Source organism: Microcoleus sp. F10-B2, from assembly GCF_036704965.1.
Lineage (GTDB): Bacteria > Cyanobacteriota > Cyanobacteriia > Cyanobacteriales > Microcoleaceae > Microcoleus.
In genome coordinates this window covers 1-16,274 of sequence record NZ_JAUBTB010000009.1, presented here as the reverse complement: position 1 = coordinate 16,274, position 16,274 = coordinate 1, and the positions used below count along the sequence as shown (strand labels likewise).

The window sequence follows — 16,274 nt, the reverse complement described above, 5'->3', positions numbered from 1 at the left end:
CGCGATCGCACTTTCATCACCCAACAGCCACCTTCACCGCACCCCCAACCAACTGCTCGTAATCCGCCAACAACCACGGAGGCAAACAAGTATTCGCATCCTGAACCCGCAACTGTCCAGGGCGACAATACAGCATTGCCACCAACAAATTATTTACAGCTTTAGGCGTTCCAAATCCTTTACTCAACTCAACAACCAACGAGTTGAAAAACTCGCGATCGCTCTCATTCAGCGGCTCGTTAATAAACCCGCTGCGCAGCATTGCTTTGTAACCCTTGCCAAAATCGCTCCGGTACAAAACTTCTACTTGTTCGCCGGAAACGCTCAGCCACAAATCGGCAATTTGCTTGCGAATTTGGCGCAAATCTGCTATTACCAATTCAGCAGTCGGGTCGATTTCATAAAGATTGACCGCAGCAGTTAATTGATTGAGAAACTGCGGCAGATAATCTTGTTTAATAAGTGGTTGTTCTGTTGGCTCCAATGCGCTCTCAAACACCTTTTCGTAATCTTCAAGCAACCACTGCGGCAAGCGGGTGCGAGCATCGGGAACCCGCATTTTTCCCGGCACAAAATACAGCATCGCCCCCAGCAGACCATTGATAGCTTGAGGATGCACCAACCCTTTGCTAAGTTCGGTCAATTGCTGCAAAAATTTTTGTTCGGCTTCCGTCATTGCTTCTGCTTGCAAGCCGCAGCTAAGTAGTGCTTGATATCCCTTGCGAACTTCTCCTTTGTAAACAGTTTTCAATTGTTCGGAGGGAACAGTCAGCCAAAAATCAGCCAGTTGCTTTCGGATTTGCCTGAGTTCCAAAACTACCGATTCATCAGACGGATCGATGCGGTAAAGATTGACGCATCCTAACAGTTGATTCGCAAATTGCGGGGATTGAATGTATTGAGCTAACAAGTCAGAACTTGACTCAGACTTGACGGTGGCATCAGCCTCAAAAAATTGTTCGTAATCGCCAATTAACCAGTGCGGCAAACGGTTGCGAGCGTCGGGAATTCGCATGGTTCCCGGTGGGAAATACAGCATTGCTGCCAGCAAGGCGTTGACAGCTTTGGGATGCACTAATCCTTTGCTAATCTGCGTTAATTGGTGCAAAAATATTTGTTCGCTTTCCATCATCGGTTGACGTTGGAAGCCACTGGAAAGCATTATTTGATAGCTGTTGCCGGGGTCGGTTTTGTAGGAAGTTTCGAGGTTTTCGGCGGGAATGTTCAGCCAAAAATCAGCGATTTGTTTGCGGATTTGACGCAGTTCGGATATTGCTGAGATGTTTGATGAGTTTCTTTGGTAAAGCTTGACGGCATTCGAGAGGCGATCGAAAAAATCTGTCGGTTCGGGAGTTGTATCTTGTAAGCTGCGGGATACTTCCAGGTGGCTGGTTTGCCATTTGCCAAAGAGTTCTTGGAATAATTTGCCGATCGCCCCAGAGTATGCAACACTGTCAAAACAGCGCGGATTGCCTTGCATTTTTTCCTGAATTTGCTGCCGTTTTTGCTGCCGCAATTGCTGGTTGGTGCCGAGAGTAACAGCTAGTTGAATGTAAGATGCTTCGTCATACGCAATTAAATCAGACATTTGCAGTTCCCGCAACATCGCCGAACCTTGGCGGAACCGCAAAGCATTTCCTTCTACAACAACCACCGGCAATCCTACTTGCAAAGGATCGATTAACGATGTTGCCCCAGCGTAAGGATAGGAATCGAGATAAACATCTGCTAGCTGCAAAAATTCTTTCACATCCGCGCGGCTTGGCAGTTGTTTTATGAACCGCAAGCGGTTGTTATTCACGCCGTATTTAGCGCAGACAGCGTTCATATTGTTAACAAAAGGTGTGGCTGGATAAGTGCGAGTCCAAGCCGGCCCGAAGGGATATAAAATCAAGATGGAATCGGGTACAGCAGCTAGAATCTTTACCCAACTCTCTCTCAACTCCGGCAAAATTTTATAGAAATTTGCGCCGGAGATAAAAACTGTTGTTTTGTCGGAAATTCCGAGACTTTGGCGGGTAGGTTTGACTGTAGCTACTTCCGATTCGGTTGCGTATTTGAAACAAAAACCGCTGCCTTCGAGCACAGCCAACTGTTCGCGATATTGTTCTTGATAACTAGCATCCGGTGCGGTAAATTGACCTGCGATGTAGTAATCCATGTGGCGGATACCGGTAGTTGTCGGGGAACAGAAAGATGTCGTTTGTACCCTAGCTAAACGGTGCATTGCTAGCGATCCAACTGGTTTGTTAATAGCTGTTAAATTCGTACCGAAAAACAGGATATCTAAGTCGTCGGCGCGGATTGTTTGGACTTGCGATGCAAAGTCTTTGGGGAGTGCAACCAGTTTGTCGGCGCGACTTTGACAGTATTGTTCTAATTGGTGGCCGCTGGTGTTGAGCGCGTACAGGTAAATCTCGAAATCGTTGCGGTTTAAATGCTCGAAAACCGGGATGGTAGCGAAGGTTTCGGTTTGCGGCGCGAAATGGTCGCTGATGATGCCGAGGCGGATTTTTGTGCGATTTGGCGATCGCGCCGGGAAGATACAATCAATTGAACAGCCGCGATTCTTGAGTGCAAACTCGATAATTTCCGCCCGTTTGGTGTAAATATCGCGCAGGTTGGCAGTTGTAAAATAAAGCGGGATAAAGTTAGCAATTTGCGCGAACAACAAAGCAATATTCTGCCAAAGTGGCGAATCTGCATTCTCAAACAAATTAGTATGTAAGTAATCAATCCATCCTCGGGTAAATTGATAGTAACTCTCTGCTTCTCCTCGGGTTTGAAATATGTTCGGACAAGTAAACATGAATTTGAGATATTCGTTGGCGAACCAATTAGGCACTTTAGCGCGATCGTACTTGACCGGCAATTGGTGTGCCCGACGGTACAGCATGGCTGCGAGCAGGTAATTGATGGCTTTTGGCTCGTTAAATCCTTTCGCCACATTGGCGGCTAATTCGCTCACCAAAGTCTCTTCTGTATCGGTTAGCACTTCATCTCTAATCTCGCTAGCAAGCAGCGCTTGGTGCTGTTTGCCTGCATCGCCTGCAAAGGCACTTGCAACTTGTTCTGCTGGTAAATTAAGCCAGATAGCAGCAATTTGTTTTCGAGCTTGGCGGACATTTGCTAGTGCAGATAAATCGGTCGGATTTTTTTTGTATTCCTCGATAACGCTTGACAATAAGATTGGAGATTCCGGCGATTTAGCCGGGATTTGCTGTTGGCTGCCGCAGGCTTGAATCAAGGCAGAACTAACTGTTTTTGCCATCTTTGACCAAGTAAATTTGCGGGCTTGTCCAAGTCCGGCAGCAATTAACGAGTTGCGAATATCTGGCTTCTGTACGTCCAGCAGCGCATTTGCCAGTGCATTGACATCATTTTCGCTTACATACAATGCTGCTTCGCCTGCTACTTCTGGAATCGAGCTGTTGGGACAAGTGACGGCGGGACAACCGCAAGCCATTGCTTCCAATATTGGCAGTCCGAAACCTTCATACCTCGATGGAAATATCAGGGCGATCGCACCCGAGTAAGCCGCTCTTAATTCATCGTCGCCCAAATACAGCAGGTGGACGTTTAAACCAGCAGTGTACGGTTGTAATGTAGGTTCTAGCGAAGGTTGACCGCTAGTACAAACAACATCAAATCCCGACTTGCTGCTGAGTCTCGATAAAGCTTGAAAAAAAGCAATCGTATTTTTATAACCGTTGAATCCCAATCGTTCTCCGACTATTAAAAAGTATGGTTTTTCAATTCTGTGTGCAGTTTTAAATGCTTCTATTTCTGGTAGACTAGAAGGATAAAAATGTTTTTGAATGCCGCAGTGAGCTACAGTAATTGATTGGGGAGATATTTCTGGGAAAAACTTTACTAAGTCGCGGGCGGTGTTTTGGGAAATGGCGATGTAGGAAGATGCTTGGCGGATAGCATGATGTTTTTCTCGCCACATGGGATTATTCAGGTCGCCTCCCGTAACTTCGGGTATCATGTCGTAGGCGACAAATGCCGATCGCGTCGAAATCGGTGTTGTATAGTAGGTAGAAACAAATAAATCAGCATTTTCTCGATCGCACATTTGCTGCAACATTTGTTTGTCAGCATCAGTTTTGTTGTAATCGTAAACCGGAATCGATCGATGTTCAATCCCCGCAATCTTCGGCATTGTACCCGCGCGATCCAACATAACTATATTCTGAGCAAAACCATCTTTTACCCATTCTGCCATCAAAGACTCCCAAACGCGAGCAATCCCGCTTCTTTGCTGGCTTTGAAAAAATATACCGTCAATAACTATTTTCATGGTGAGTTTGCTGTAAAATTACGATAAAGCAGTTCGATAAGCAGCGATAGTTTCTTGAGTGCAAGTTTCCCAGCTAAAAAGTTTAGCTTGCGCCAAAGATTTTAAAGACATACTTGCTCGCAGTGACGAGTTGTTGTAGATTTCCAGCATACTATGACACAGCGCATCGGTATCTGTTGGATCTACCATAATCCCCGCTTCCCCAACTACTTCCGGAAGCGAAGAGGTATTGGAGGTAATCACCGGTACTCCGCACTGCATCGCTTCCAGCGGCGGCAAACCAAAACCTTCATAAAACGACGGATACACAAATGCTAAAGCACTGCTGTAAAGCGCTGCCAAATCAGACTCTGGCACGTATCCGGTAAAAATTATCCGTTCTTTGAGAAAGTTTTTCTTAGAAACTTCTTCCATGATTTTCTCGTATTTCCACCCCGGAGTACCCACTAACACTAGATATAAATCTTTAATATTTTGTTCCTCAATTAGTTGAGCAAAACTGCGGATTGCACCGTCGAGATTTTTGCGCGGTTCCAATGTACCCAAACTCAAAATATAAGCAGCATCTGGAATGCCGTATTTGCTGCGAGTAGAGGCAAGTTTTGCCGCATCGCGACAGGGATAAAATATGCTCGGTTCCGCAGCGAGATGCGTGACAAACACTCTCGAATCGTCAATGTTTAAATAATTGCAAAGGTCGTTTTTTGTTGAATGAGATATGCAAGTTATGCAGTCATTGTGAGAAATGTTGGCTAAGGTTTTTTTATGAAGGAAAGAGACTCGCTCGTCGAGAATAAACTGCGGATGTAAAATTGGGATTAAGTCGTAAATTGTCAGAAAAATTTGCAGGTTGTTTGCTGTCTTTACCGATGCAGGTATTTCATCGTAGGGAGAGTGAAAGATATCCACTCCCTCTAAGCTATCAGGGGCGATCGAACTCCAGTAACTGCCGATCGCGTTCAAACCGTTAGCTAGATTGGTTTTCAGCTCATCGAAAAACAATTTATCCTCAGCCTTACCCGCAACTTCCTGCGCTTGCGCTTGCACGCCCACCAAATGATAAACTTCCGCCAGCTTCCTGTAAAAAATTCGGTCAAAGCTGGAATGCAGCAGCGGAATTCCTGTCAATTTAGGGTTGGATTGTAGGTAATCCAAAGCAGCATCCAACAACTGAAAATATTGAGTTGTACAAAAGGACAAATCGCATTCTTTGGACTTAGCCAATCCCTCCGCAATATTTTCAACCACCCTAAAAATGCCCGTCCGAGCTCGCAGGTGCAAGTGTCCTTGTCCGAGGACAGAGATATCGTAAATAACTTTGATTGGTTCCGAGTTTAATTGTAGCATATTTTGTGCTTTTAGTTTAGCTTGACAAGGCTATTTTGTAAGCGTCTGTTGTCTCTTGAATGCACCTTTCCCAACTAAAAGTTTTAGCTTGTTCGAGGGATTTTCGCGACATTTGCTGCCGCAAAGATTGACTTTTATAAAGTTGCAGCATCTCGTGGCAAAGTCCGTCCGCATCTTGAGGGTGCAGCATTATTCCTGCCGATCCAACTACTTCCGGCAGAGATGAATTATTGGAGGTAATAACTGGAACGCCACACTGCATTGCTTCTAAAGGAGGCAGACCAAAACCTTCATACAGCGACGGGTAAACAAATACTAAAGCACCGCTGTAGAGTGCGGCCAAATCTTCATCCGCGACATAACCAGTAATTAGAATTCTGTCTTTTGATAAACCGCCTTTTGATATTTCTTCAAATATCGGTTCGTAATCCCAACCAAAAGCACCTACTAAGACGAGGTACAAATCTTTGATACCTTGCTGTTGGACTAACTGGGCAAAGCAGCGGATGACGTGTTCGAGGTTTTTTCGAGGTTCTAGCGTGCTGACTGCTAAGATATACTGTGCGTCGGGGATGCTGTATTTATTTCTGACTGCTGTTAGTTTGTCGGTATCAGTACATTGATAGAATGTATTTGGGTTCGCTGCTAGGTAGGTAACGAACACTTTTGCCGGATCGATCGCCTTTACTCGATCGAGCAAATCGTTCTTAGTAGCCTGGGATATGCACAAAACGTAATCCTCAGCAGTTATGCTCTCCAAAGATTTTATCATCCTCTGGTAGTCGCTGTCATTTTTCCCGACATACAAATCCGACAATACAATCGGAATTAAATCGTAGACTGTAGCAAATTTTTTCAGGTTTTTAATTTGTTTTACTGCTTCTGGAAAGTGATAAAATGTGGTATGAAAAATATCCGTTCTGCTTAAACTATCTGCATCTAGTAAATTGCTGTAGTTACCTGTCAAGCTAAGCGAGTTGCTCAGGGAAATTTTCAGAGTTTCCATCAACGGCTGATACTTTAAATCTGCACCAGACTCGGGAGCAATTGTACCCCGTTTTTCCAGCATTCCGTACAAATCATTTAATTTTTTAATCAAAATATAGATGAAGCTGGGATGCACAAACGGCGTTTCTTTAAAGATTGGCTGGGACTGCAAGTAATCCAGACAAGAATACACGGCATACATAGAATGACTGCCGCAAAAAGATAAATCTATTTCTTTGGAAGCAAGCAAACCCAATGCAATATTTTCAATGACTCGGGCAACACCTGTTCGGGAACTGTATGTGTGCTGACCGTATCCTAGAACAGAAATGTCGTAAATTATTTTTATTGGTTTTTCCCTTTCCTGACTGACAACTGGTAAGCTGGAAATTCCCCCTTTTTTATAATAGTCTTTGCGGACAATCAGCAACAGAGAGGTTGCCACATAACCGCCCATTTCCAATTTTAAATGCGGTTCTGTATAAGGTGCTCTTGCTACTTTTAAATCTGGTTCATCGCTGCCAATTTCATAGCTGATCGGCTCTACCCAGTGTCCTTGTTTCTCTAATTCTTTAATTAGTCGATCGATATCTTGAAGCCTGTAAAACACTAAATTCGGTAAATCTAGCGTCCCTGCATTGGACGTACAATTAAATTCTGTCGTGTGAAAAGCAACTCCGCCGCTTTTTAAACAATCCATAGAATTTTGGACAAATTTCAGCCCTTTCTCGATCGATCCTATGTGTTCAAAAGCACAAGACGACCAAATAAAGTCAAACTTTCCTAGCCTCAAATCTTCAGGAATGAAGTTCATATCTACTTCCCGAAATTCAACTAATCTCTCAAATTGTTCGGGCGGACAAATGCCCTTCTCATTGAGAGCTTCTTTACCTTTACAAAGTTGGTCTGTCTCGCCCCACTGTTTTTGGCTCACAGGATTCAAACCTTGATCTGTCGCCACAATCTCGCAGCCAAAGGAAGCAAATAAAGACGGTAACGGCTCATTTCCGACAGCAAATCCTAAACCTTTTTTACCGCTGCCCAGCAAGCCCCGTTCGTGCAAAGCTTGGACAATTGCCACGAATTCCCACTGTTTGCGTCGAGGAGTAAACTCCTCTTTCATTTGGGCAATCCAATGCCGATAATAATCGGTTAAAAAGTCTCGATAAATGCACAGTCGGCTGGTTGTCATCAAGTTACTCCGTCCAAATTGTTCTTGCAGTTGATTTCTGACAAATAATCTAACTTGTTGGATAACGGCGGGGTTCTGGAACGGCAATAACTGTTCTCTAGCAATCATTTCTAACCATTCCTGACTTTCGCAAACAGTTGCGATATAGTCAGTGCATATCGACTTTTTCAATCTCTCGTCCAAGCCGGAGTTATGCAAAACTTTTAACAAGTCTTTGGCTAATGACAAGTGATAATCTCGGCGCTGCTTGTCGGCTCCATCTGGATTGAGACTCACCATTAAATCGTAGGAAGTTTTAGCTACTTTGCGGGGAATCCGGTAGCTAAATAAAACTTCGGGAATTTTGACTGTTTCACCTAAAATAAATAGTTCTAACTCTAAAATAACATCGGCTCCATAGCTGGAACTCACCTTGTTTGTTTGTTTGAGAGCACTGCTGCGAATCAGGCTGTACACTTCAATCCAAGTTAGCTTGTTAACGAGTGTAAATACTCGCTCGCCAACTTCCATGCCGAGGGTTTCTCGATTTCTGTAATGATTCCAGTCGGGATTTATATTTCCTTCTTCATCGATGAATGCAACTTCGCTGCAACACATGACGGCTTGGGGGTGTTCTTGGAGTTTGGCAACGCATTTGCTAATGTAACTCGGATGCCACAAATCGTCATGGGCAGCCCACATAAAGTATTCGCCGATCGCCAATTCAAAAACTCGGTTAAAATTTTTGCTAGAACCGAGGTTTTCGGCATTTCGGAAATAGCGAATTTGAGGATAATTGGCTGCGTATTCCTGACATATTTCTTGAGTTTGGTCTGTAGAGGCGTTGTCGGAAATAATTAGTTCAAAATTGGGATAGTCTTGTGCCAGCAGGGAATTTAGGGCTTGCCGAATGTAGCTTTCACCGTTGTAAACTGGCATTCCGATACTGACTGATGGTTTTGTGTTAATCATTTTTTCAAGGATTGATTTGAAAAAAAATCGATTTTTATTTTGGTCGTATCTATCTTGGCACGAGAAAGTTTACGACCATATATACGTTATATCTGATATTTTGCACCATTCTCGCTCGCGCAGGCTGTCGGGCCTGTGAAGCGAGAAGATATCAAGGGTGCCTGCGAAGCGAGAAGATATCAAGCTTGTTGTGGGGTGAGCGTCCCGCCCGCGCCCGCTCTTTAAAACCCGATCGCCAATGGTGCAATATATCAGTTATTCAGTTATATCGATCGCCAAACCAGAAAGATTTAGCTGGCATTCATAAATTTTTTACCTGTGTCTTGACAAATTAAGGTTTTAGGTCTAACCCGCCGAGATTGGAAAATTCGATCGCCACTTCGATCGCCAATTAAATCTAGCGCACAAGCGCACTCTTGGGAAGCCGGAGGGCGATCGTCGGTGACTGTTCGGGAATGATCCGAATGCCCTCTGCCGCTCGCCGAAGCCCAGCCCTCTGCCCTCTCTCCTATATAACTAAACTCCTTCTGCCTTCAGAACATACTTCCGGGCCGCAAACAAGTTACAATTACGTTAAGATTGATGAACATAATTAAAAATTCCCAAATCACAGGGACTAAAAATTAGGAGGATCGACCTCGGTGAATAAACGGTGGAGAAACGCGGGCCTGTACGCACTGCTGGCTATTGTAGTCATTGCCTTAGCAACGGCATTTTTTGACAAACAGCCCCCAAGTAGGGAAGTTTGGAAGTACAGTCAATTCATTCAGGAAGTCGAAGGCAAGAGAGTAGACAAAATAAATATCAGTTCCGATCGCAGTAAAGCCCTGGTCACAGCCCAAGACGGCAACAAAGTGATCGTCAACCTGCCGAACGACCCAGAACTGATCAACATCCTGACCAAAAATAACGTAGACATTTCTGTTCTGCCCCAAAGCGACGAAGGTTTCTGGGTAAAAGCCCTCAGCAGCCTGTTTTTCCCGATCCTGCTCTTAGTGGGACTGTTTTTCCTGGTGCGGCGCGCCCAAAACGGGCCCGGCAACCAAGCCATGAACTTCGGCAAATCCAAAGCTAGAGTCCAAATGGAGCCGCAAACTCAGGTGACTTTCGGCGACGTGGCAGGCATAGAACAAGCCAAGCTAGAGCTCGCAGAAGTCGTGGACTTCCTGAAAAATGCAGACCGCTTCACCGCAGTCGGAGCAAAAATCCCCAAAGGCGTGCTGCTGGTCGGCCCTCCCGGAACAGGCAAAACCCTGCTGGCAAAAGCAGTAGCCGGAGAAGCAGGCGTTCCCTTCTTCTCGATTTCCGGTTCAGAATTTGTGGAAATGTTCGTGGGTGTCGGTGCTTCCCGCGTCCGCGACTTGTTTGAACAAGCTAAATCTAACGCTCCTTGTATCGTATTTATCGATGAAATTGACGCCGTAGGCCGCCAGCGGGGCGCTGGTTTGGGCGGTGGTAACGACGAACGGGAACAAACCCTGAACCAGTTGCTGACCGAAATGGACGGTTTTGAGGGTAATACTGGCATCATTTTGATTGCTGCCACGAACCGCCCCGATGTACTAGATGCGGCGCTGCTGCGTCCGGGTCGCTTCGATCGCCAAGTTGTAGTCGATCGCCCCGACTTCGGAGGCCGCCTAGAAATTCTCAACGTTCACGCCCGCGGCAAAACTTTGTCCAAAGACGTGGACTTGGAAAAAATCGCCCGCCGGACACCCGGTTTCACCGGTGCGGATTTGTCCAACCTACTCAACGAAGCAGCAATTTTAGCCGCCCGCCGCAACTTGACCGAAGTCTCGATGGATGAAGTCAACGACGCGATCGACCGCGTGCTCGCAGGCCCGGAAAAGAAAGACCGCGTGATGAGCGAAAAGCGCAAAACTTTGGTAGCTTACCACGAAGCCGGTCACGCTTTGGTCGGTGCGCTGATGCCCGATTATGACCCCGTGCAGAAAATTAGCATTATCCCCCGCGGCCGCGCTGGCGGTTTGACTTGGTTCACACCCAGCGAAGATCGGATGGATTCTGGCTTGTATTCTCGGTCTTACTTGCAAAATCAAATGGCCGTAGCTTTGGGCGGCCGCATTGCTGAAGAAATTGTCTTCGGCGAGGAAGAAGTAACAACCGGTGCGTCGAACGACTTGCAGCAAGTGGCAAGAGTAGCGCGCCAAATGGTGACTCGCTTCGGAATGAGCGATCGGCTTGGTCCTGTAGCTCTCGGTCGCCAACAAGGCAATATGTTCATGGGTCGCGATATCATGGCCGAACGCGATTTCTCTGAAGAAACCGCAGCCACGATCGACGATGAAGTGCGTTTGTTGGTAGAGCAAGCTTACCGCCGCGCTAAAGATGTACTCGTCGGCAACCGCCACGTCCTTAATGCTTTGGCAGATCTGCTAGTTGAAAAAGAAACTGTGGATGCGGATGAATTGCAAAATTTGTTAGCTAATAGCGATGTGAAAATGGCGACGATCGCCTAATCAATTTTGGATTTTGGATTTTGGATTTTAGATTTAATCTAAAATTTGAAATCAAGAATTGGGGTGATTCTGGGAAGGTCTGGAATCTCCCCGATTTTTTTTAAGTTCATGCGGCCTCGCTCCCGGCAGGACACGGCACTGCCGTGTCCCTACAATTAATCCGGGTAGGGACACGGCACTGCCGTGTCCTCTATATAATTTCGGTCCAACCGGAAACGATATAATTCCGATGCTACCGGATTTGATATTAGACATTCAACCTACCTTTTTCCTGAAGCTGGCGCTTAACTTCTTCCCAGGGAAATCTTCTTTCATCTTTTCTATATTCAATGAATTCGACAGTCGTAAACATCCTCCCAGAGTTCGCCTGGGTACTCGAAGTCAAGCCGCGACTTTTTAGCCTTGAGAATCAACTAAAAACTGAAAGTCGATCGGTTCGCCACCTTCAGCCAGCACGTCCGCCCAAAAATCTCTGTATTCTTTGAGGTCAACAATTACAGCAGTTTTGTTGCCTAGATTATCCGTTAAAAATTGAACGTGGAGCATATTGTAATTTGGCATATATAGCAATCCTAAATGATTCAGATAAATTTGTAGGGGTAGTGCCTTTCTTTGCCTACCCCCTATCTATCGGGCAACCGGGCGTGGGATTGCCCCTACAATAATTATGCAAATGATTTAGGATTGCTATATAGCAGTTAGTAACCTGTATTAAAATTATATGCGAGTCAGAATGATACGAGTTCCCAATTCGGGAGCCTTCCCAAATCTAAAATCTAAAATTGTATGAATCATCAATCTTGGTTGACACTACTAAAAAAACACCGGGCGATCGCAGTTATCCGTTCCTCCGAAAAAGAACTCGCTCGGCACATGGCATCATCGGTAGCAGCAGGAGGAATCCAGTTTATTGAAATTACTTGGAACACCCACAAAGCCGTTGAATTAATTGCGGAACTCCGGTCGGAATTTCCTACTTTTAGTATTGGTACTGGCACTTTATTAAACTTAGAAGAGTTACAGCAAGCAATAGACTGCGGCGCTCAATTTCTGTTTACTCCGCACACCGATGTAGCGATGATTAAAACAGCCGTTGATGCCGGAGTGCCGATCGTCCCCGGTGCTTTTTCTCCCACGGAAATTGTGACCGCGTGGCAAGCAGGCGCTACCTGCGTTAAAGTGTTTCCGATATCGGCTTTGGGAGGCGCGACTTACCTGAAAAGCTTGCAAGGCCCCCTGGGAAACATTCCTTTAATTCCCACTGGCGGGGTGACGCTGGAAAATGCGAAAGTATTTATAGACGCCGGGGCGATCGCCGTTGGTTTAGCCGGAGACTTATTTCCTAAACACTTAGTGGAAAATCGAGATTGGCGGGCGATCGTCCAAATTGCCCGAACTCTCGCCCAAAACTTAACAACTTGTTAAGTCCAGTTTCCCAATCCAACATTTCAAATCTAAAATCTAAAATAGGACAAGCCAATCTAAAATCTATAACCTAAAATCTAAAATAGTACGAGGTGTGAGAAATGAACAGCATTATCAACTCAATTTACTTCCGCCGCGCTGGAACTTTCTGTGCCGGCTGCGCCCTCACTTTTGCTGCATTCTGCGGCGGTTCAATGACCGCATTGGCCAGCGAACAGCACAACACAATTGCCAATAAAATTATGCAGTTGCAGCAATCCAGCGAACGCTGGATTGAAATAGATTTATCAAGACAAAGGTTAATAGCTTGGGAAGGAAATACACCCGTTTACGCGGTGATTATTTCCAGCGGCAAATCAGAGACTCCAACCCGCACCGGAACCTTTGCCGTTGAAACCAAACACCGCGTTACTAGAATGACTGGGCCGGACTACGACGTGCCCGACGTTCCCTATACAATGTATTACGACGGAGGCATGGCAATTCACGGCGCTTACTGGCATAATTTGTTTGGCAATCCCGTTACTCACGGCTGCACAAATGTAGCTGTCAATCACGCTAAATGGCTATTTGAATGGGCTTCGGTGGGAACACCCGTGGTGGTGCACAAATCTCAGGTTTAGGGCATGGGGCATGGGGCATTGGGAATTGGGCATCGGGAATAAGCTGTCGCGCATTTAAATTGTATATTCAGGGCGGGCGGGACGCCCACCCCACAAGACTTTTATTTTTTTTGACATACAATTTAAATGCCGAACAGCTTAGTCAAACACTATTAGGAATTACCCACGGCTGGTCAGAAACCGGGTTTTTTTGCGAAATATTTCGTTGCAGCCCCTAGATTCAGTAAAAACCCGGTTTCTTCAGTCGGAGTGCGTAATTCCTGGTTTTTTTAGGCGTGCTTAATTCCTAACTTAGCTGCACCACGGGTTTATCCTCTAACAAAGTTTCATTTGTCAGCAAATCTTCCACGGTAATGCGTAAAAAGCGCTGTTCGTCAACGCGGAAGAAGATTTTGATGCGATCGCTCCCCGGATACCCAGGCGGCGTCAATTGCGCGATGCTGCGGGCTCCATCTTTATCATTTAGGGGCTGTACCGATGTTTGGCCCGCGAGTTGGCGAGTAATTAGCCTGTCGCCGTCAAAATATATCTCCGTGCCGCCAGTTTCCGCTCCCAATTCGCCGATAATTAATTCTATACTTGGCTGATTTTCTAAAGAAGCCCCCAAGACTAATTCTACCGGTTCGCTCATCGGATAAGACTGGCCGGATTTGATTAAACTGTGCCAACTGTGGCAATTGTCGCGGCGGTTCCAGTAGCGGATGCCGTAACTGTGATAGAGAAAATCTTTGATTTCTATGCCTTGACTCAGTTGCAGAGCACCTTGGGCGATCGCCTCAAAGGGTTTGTCGCAGCGAATTTTTGCCGGCTCAAAATATTGCTCCACCCAACGCCCGACGGCGGGAATTTGTACAGTACCGCCAACTAGCAAAACTGCATCGATATCGCCAATTTCTAAGCCTTGGCGCCGCGCTTGCTGCAATACTTGATTCATGCACTCGTCTAGTTTGTCAAAAAACTGATGTTCCGCGAGGATAGATTCAAAACGAGTTCGGTCTAATTCTAATTCGTAACTCTCAAAATTTTCGTCATCAAAATAAACCTCAACCGCCTGATTCACCAAAGACAATTGAATCTTTAACCGTTCTGCCAATCTCGTGGTAATGGGAGATTTTACCAGCCCTTTTGTTTGAACAAAATAGTCAACCAGCCAATTATCAATATCAGAACCGCCTAAATTTTGTCCGGCTTTAGCCAAAACCCGGGCAACTTTTGTTTTTTGCGCTGAAGATTCAGCTAATAACTTTTCGCCCCATTTGAGAATAAAACCGAGGGGCTTTTTGTCGGCGGCAGCGTCCAAACGCACCAAAGAAAGGTCTAGAGTTCCGCCACCGAAATCAATGACTAACAGATTTTCGCGATCGGCCAAACCGTAACCCAAAGCAGCCGCCGTAGGTTCGTCCAACATCCGCACCTGTTCTACTTGCAGAGATTGTGACACTTTTCCCAACCAATGGCGGTAAGCTTCAAAACTATCTACCGGCACAGTAAAAATCAAAGAGTCGATCGGCAAGGGCAGTTCGCGAATTGAGTTCACAATTTGGCTCAAATACCACTCACCTACTCGTTCAAAAGTAACAAGTTGCCCGTCAAGTTCTGGCAGAAAACCCTGAACTGAAGTGCCAATTCCCCGCTTAAAATTGCGAAAAAACCGAGAATCTCCACTCAAATCCAGGCCTTTGTCGCGGACTTGCTGACCGAGTATGACTTTACTTTGAGCAGCGTCCTCAACGTAGAGTAAACTGGGAATTAGGGGCGGATTTTGAGCCGAGATTGCCGACAATCCCGGTAATTTCAAAGTTTCGGGCTGCTGGAGGGCTGGATTCCAGCGAGCGGCCACGGTGTTGCTAGTTCCAAAATCAATTGCGATCGTCATTCAGCCAAAATACACAGCTACTAGGGATTAGATTATATTATGGTATTTAGAGTGGTAAATGCAAATATAGCAAGCCTAAATCATTTGTGAATTTCTTACTCCCTCCCCTTGATAAGGGGAGGGTTGGGGTGGGGTAAAAAGTTGACAACTCATTTAGGATGGCTATAGATTCTCAAATAGTGCTTGCATAAAGACTTTGTTGCAACCGGAACAGCTTTAGCGGCGGAGTCTTCAATTTTGTGCAACTGCATATTTTTATGTGCAACAAATAAGCACCACTTTTATAAGCTGCATAAAAATCCTACCCTTTTATATTTTATATTAAAAACTTGAGAATGACTAACTGCATAAGGGTTGGGAATTGGGGCATACAGTTGCACTGTTTCTTGAAAATGGTATAATCTGTCCGCCGCTACCAAGCTTTTACCTTTGATATTAATCCAATTTTGTAATGAAGCGTGAAAAATGTTGGAAATGGGCGATCGCCAAACAGCACTATTGGCTCTAACACTGCTTGTCCCTGCGGCTAGTATCGGTATCATAGCAGGCTTGTATATTGCCCCTGGAAGCTGGGGACAAACACTGTCAGTCTTGTGTCAAGTTTGGTTGCTAGTTTTTCCGATCGCGTGGTCTGTTTTTGTCGATCGCAAAAAGCTGCGTTTATCCATACCCAAGCGCCAAGAATTGCTGGCTGGAGCTATTTGGGGAATATTCATGTTTGCGGTAATTCTGGGTATCTATAGCCTTTTTGGTCAGCACTGGATCGATCCTGTAGTTGCTAAACAAAAATCGCATCAATTAGGTATTAGCAGCCCTACTATTTACTTGATTGTAGAAGCATATTTTGTGCTGGTTAACTCGCTGATTGAAGAATTTACTTGGCGGTGGTTTGTCTGCAACAAGTGCCAGATTCTCATACCGGGAACAAAAGCAATATTTCTGAGTTCGCTATTTTTCACCCTCCACCACATTTTTGTAATAGCAGCTTACAGCGACTGGCAGGCTGTGCTCTTAGGGGGAGCATCCCGGTTTTGCAAAAACCTCAAATGGCTAAGAGGTCGTTGAGGTAAGCACAACGAAGTTTTAGCAT

At 45.5% G+C, this 16,274-nt stretch carries 9 protein-coding genes; 4 read left to right on the top strand and 5 right to left on the bottom strand.

Annotated elements, in window-relative coordinates:
• Positions 1-16: 16 nt before the first annotated feature.
• The 3 genes from QUA99_RS05470 to QUA99_RS05460 are packed head-to-tail and all read right to left on the bottom strand — an operon-like array spanning position 17 to position 8,780.
• Entirely contained in the window at positions 17-4,303 is a 4,287-nt protein-coding gene (locus QUA99_RS05470; protein WP_333241249.1) for an O-linked N-acetylglucosamine transferase family protein, read from the bottom strand.
• An 18-nt stretch (positions 4,304-4,321) separates the two neighbouring features.
• Positions 4,322-5,650, bottom strand: coding sequence for a glycosyltransferase family 1 protein (locus QUA99_RS05465; RefSeq protein WP_333241247.1), 1,329 nt, complete (start codon positions 5,648-5,650; stop codon positions 4,322-4,324).
• 16 nt (positions 5,651-5,666) lie between these two features.
• Positions 5,667-8,780: a glycosyltransferase gene (locus QUA99_RS05460; RefSeq protein ID WP_333241246.1), complete on the bottom strand. Its 3,114-nt coding sequence runs from the start codon at positions 8,778-8,780 to the stop codon at positions 5,667-5,669.
• A gap of 641 nt (positions 8,781-9,421) precedes the next feature.
• Between QUA99_RS05460 and ftsH3 the strand changes: the two genes are divergently transcribed.
• Positions 9,422-11,260, top strand: coding sequence for an ATP-dependent zinc metalloprotease FtsH3 (ftsH3, locus tag QUA99_RS05455; protein ID WP_333241244.1), 1,839 nt, complete (start codon positions 9,422-9,424; stop codon positions 11,258-11,260).
• 396 nt (positions 11,261-11,656) lie between these two features.
• On the opposite strand, the gene QUA99_RS05450 is transcribed toward ftsH3, so the two are convergent.
• Complete coding sequence (locus tag QUA99_RS05450; protein WP_333241243.1) at positions 11,657-11,821, bottom strand: hypothetical protein; 165 nt, start codon at positions 11,819-11,821, stop codon at positions 11,657-11,659.
• 225 nt (positions 11,822-12,046) lie between these two features.
• Here QUA99_RS05450 and QUA99_RS05445 point away from each other — a divergent pair, with 225 nt between their 5' ends.
• Complete coding sequence (locus QUA99_RS05445) at positions 12,047-12,685, top strand: bifunctional 4-hydroxy-2-oxoglutarate aldolase/2-dehydro-3-deoxy-phosphogluconate aldolase (RefSeq protein WP_333241241.1); 639 nt, start codon at positions 12,047-12,049, stop codon at positions 12,683-12,685.
• 101 nt (positions 12,686-12,786) lie between these two features.
• Positions 12,787-13,308, top strand: a complete 522-nt coding sequence (locus tag QUA99_RS05440; protein WP_333241239.1) for a L,D-transpeptidase — start codon at positions 12,787-12,789, stop codon at positions 13,306-13,308.
• 286 nt (positions 13,309-13,594) lie between these two features.
• Here QUA99_RS05440 and QUA99_RS05435 read toward each other — a convergent pair whose 3' ends face one another.
• On the bottom strand, positions 13,595-15,184 hold the full coding sequence (locus tag QUA99_RS05435; RefSeq protein ID WP_333241238.1) for an Hsp70 family protein: 1,590 nt from the start codon (positions 15,182-15,184) through the stop codon (positions 13,595-13,597).
• A 465-nt stretch (positions 15,185-15,649) separates the two neighbouring features.
• Between QUA99_RS05435 and QUA99_RS05430 the strand changes: the two genes are divergently transcribed.
• Entirely contained in the window at positions 15,650-16,249 is a 600-nt protein-coding gene (locus QUA99_RS05430) for a CPBP family glutamic-type intramembrane protease (RefSeq protein WP_333241237.1), read from the top strand.
• Positions 16,250-16,274 lie beyond the last annotated feature (25 nt).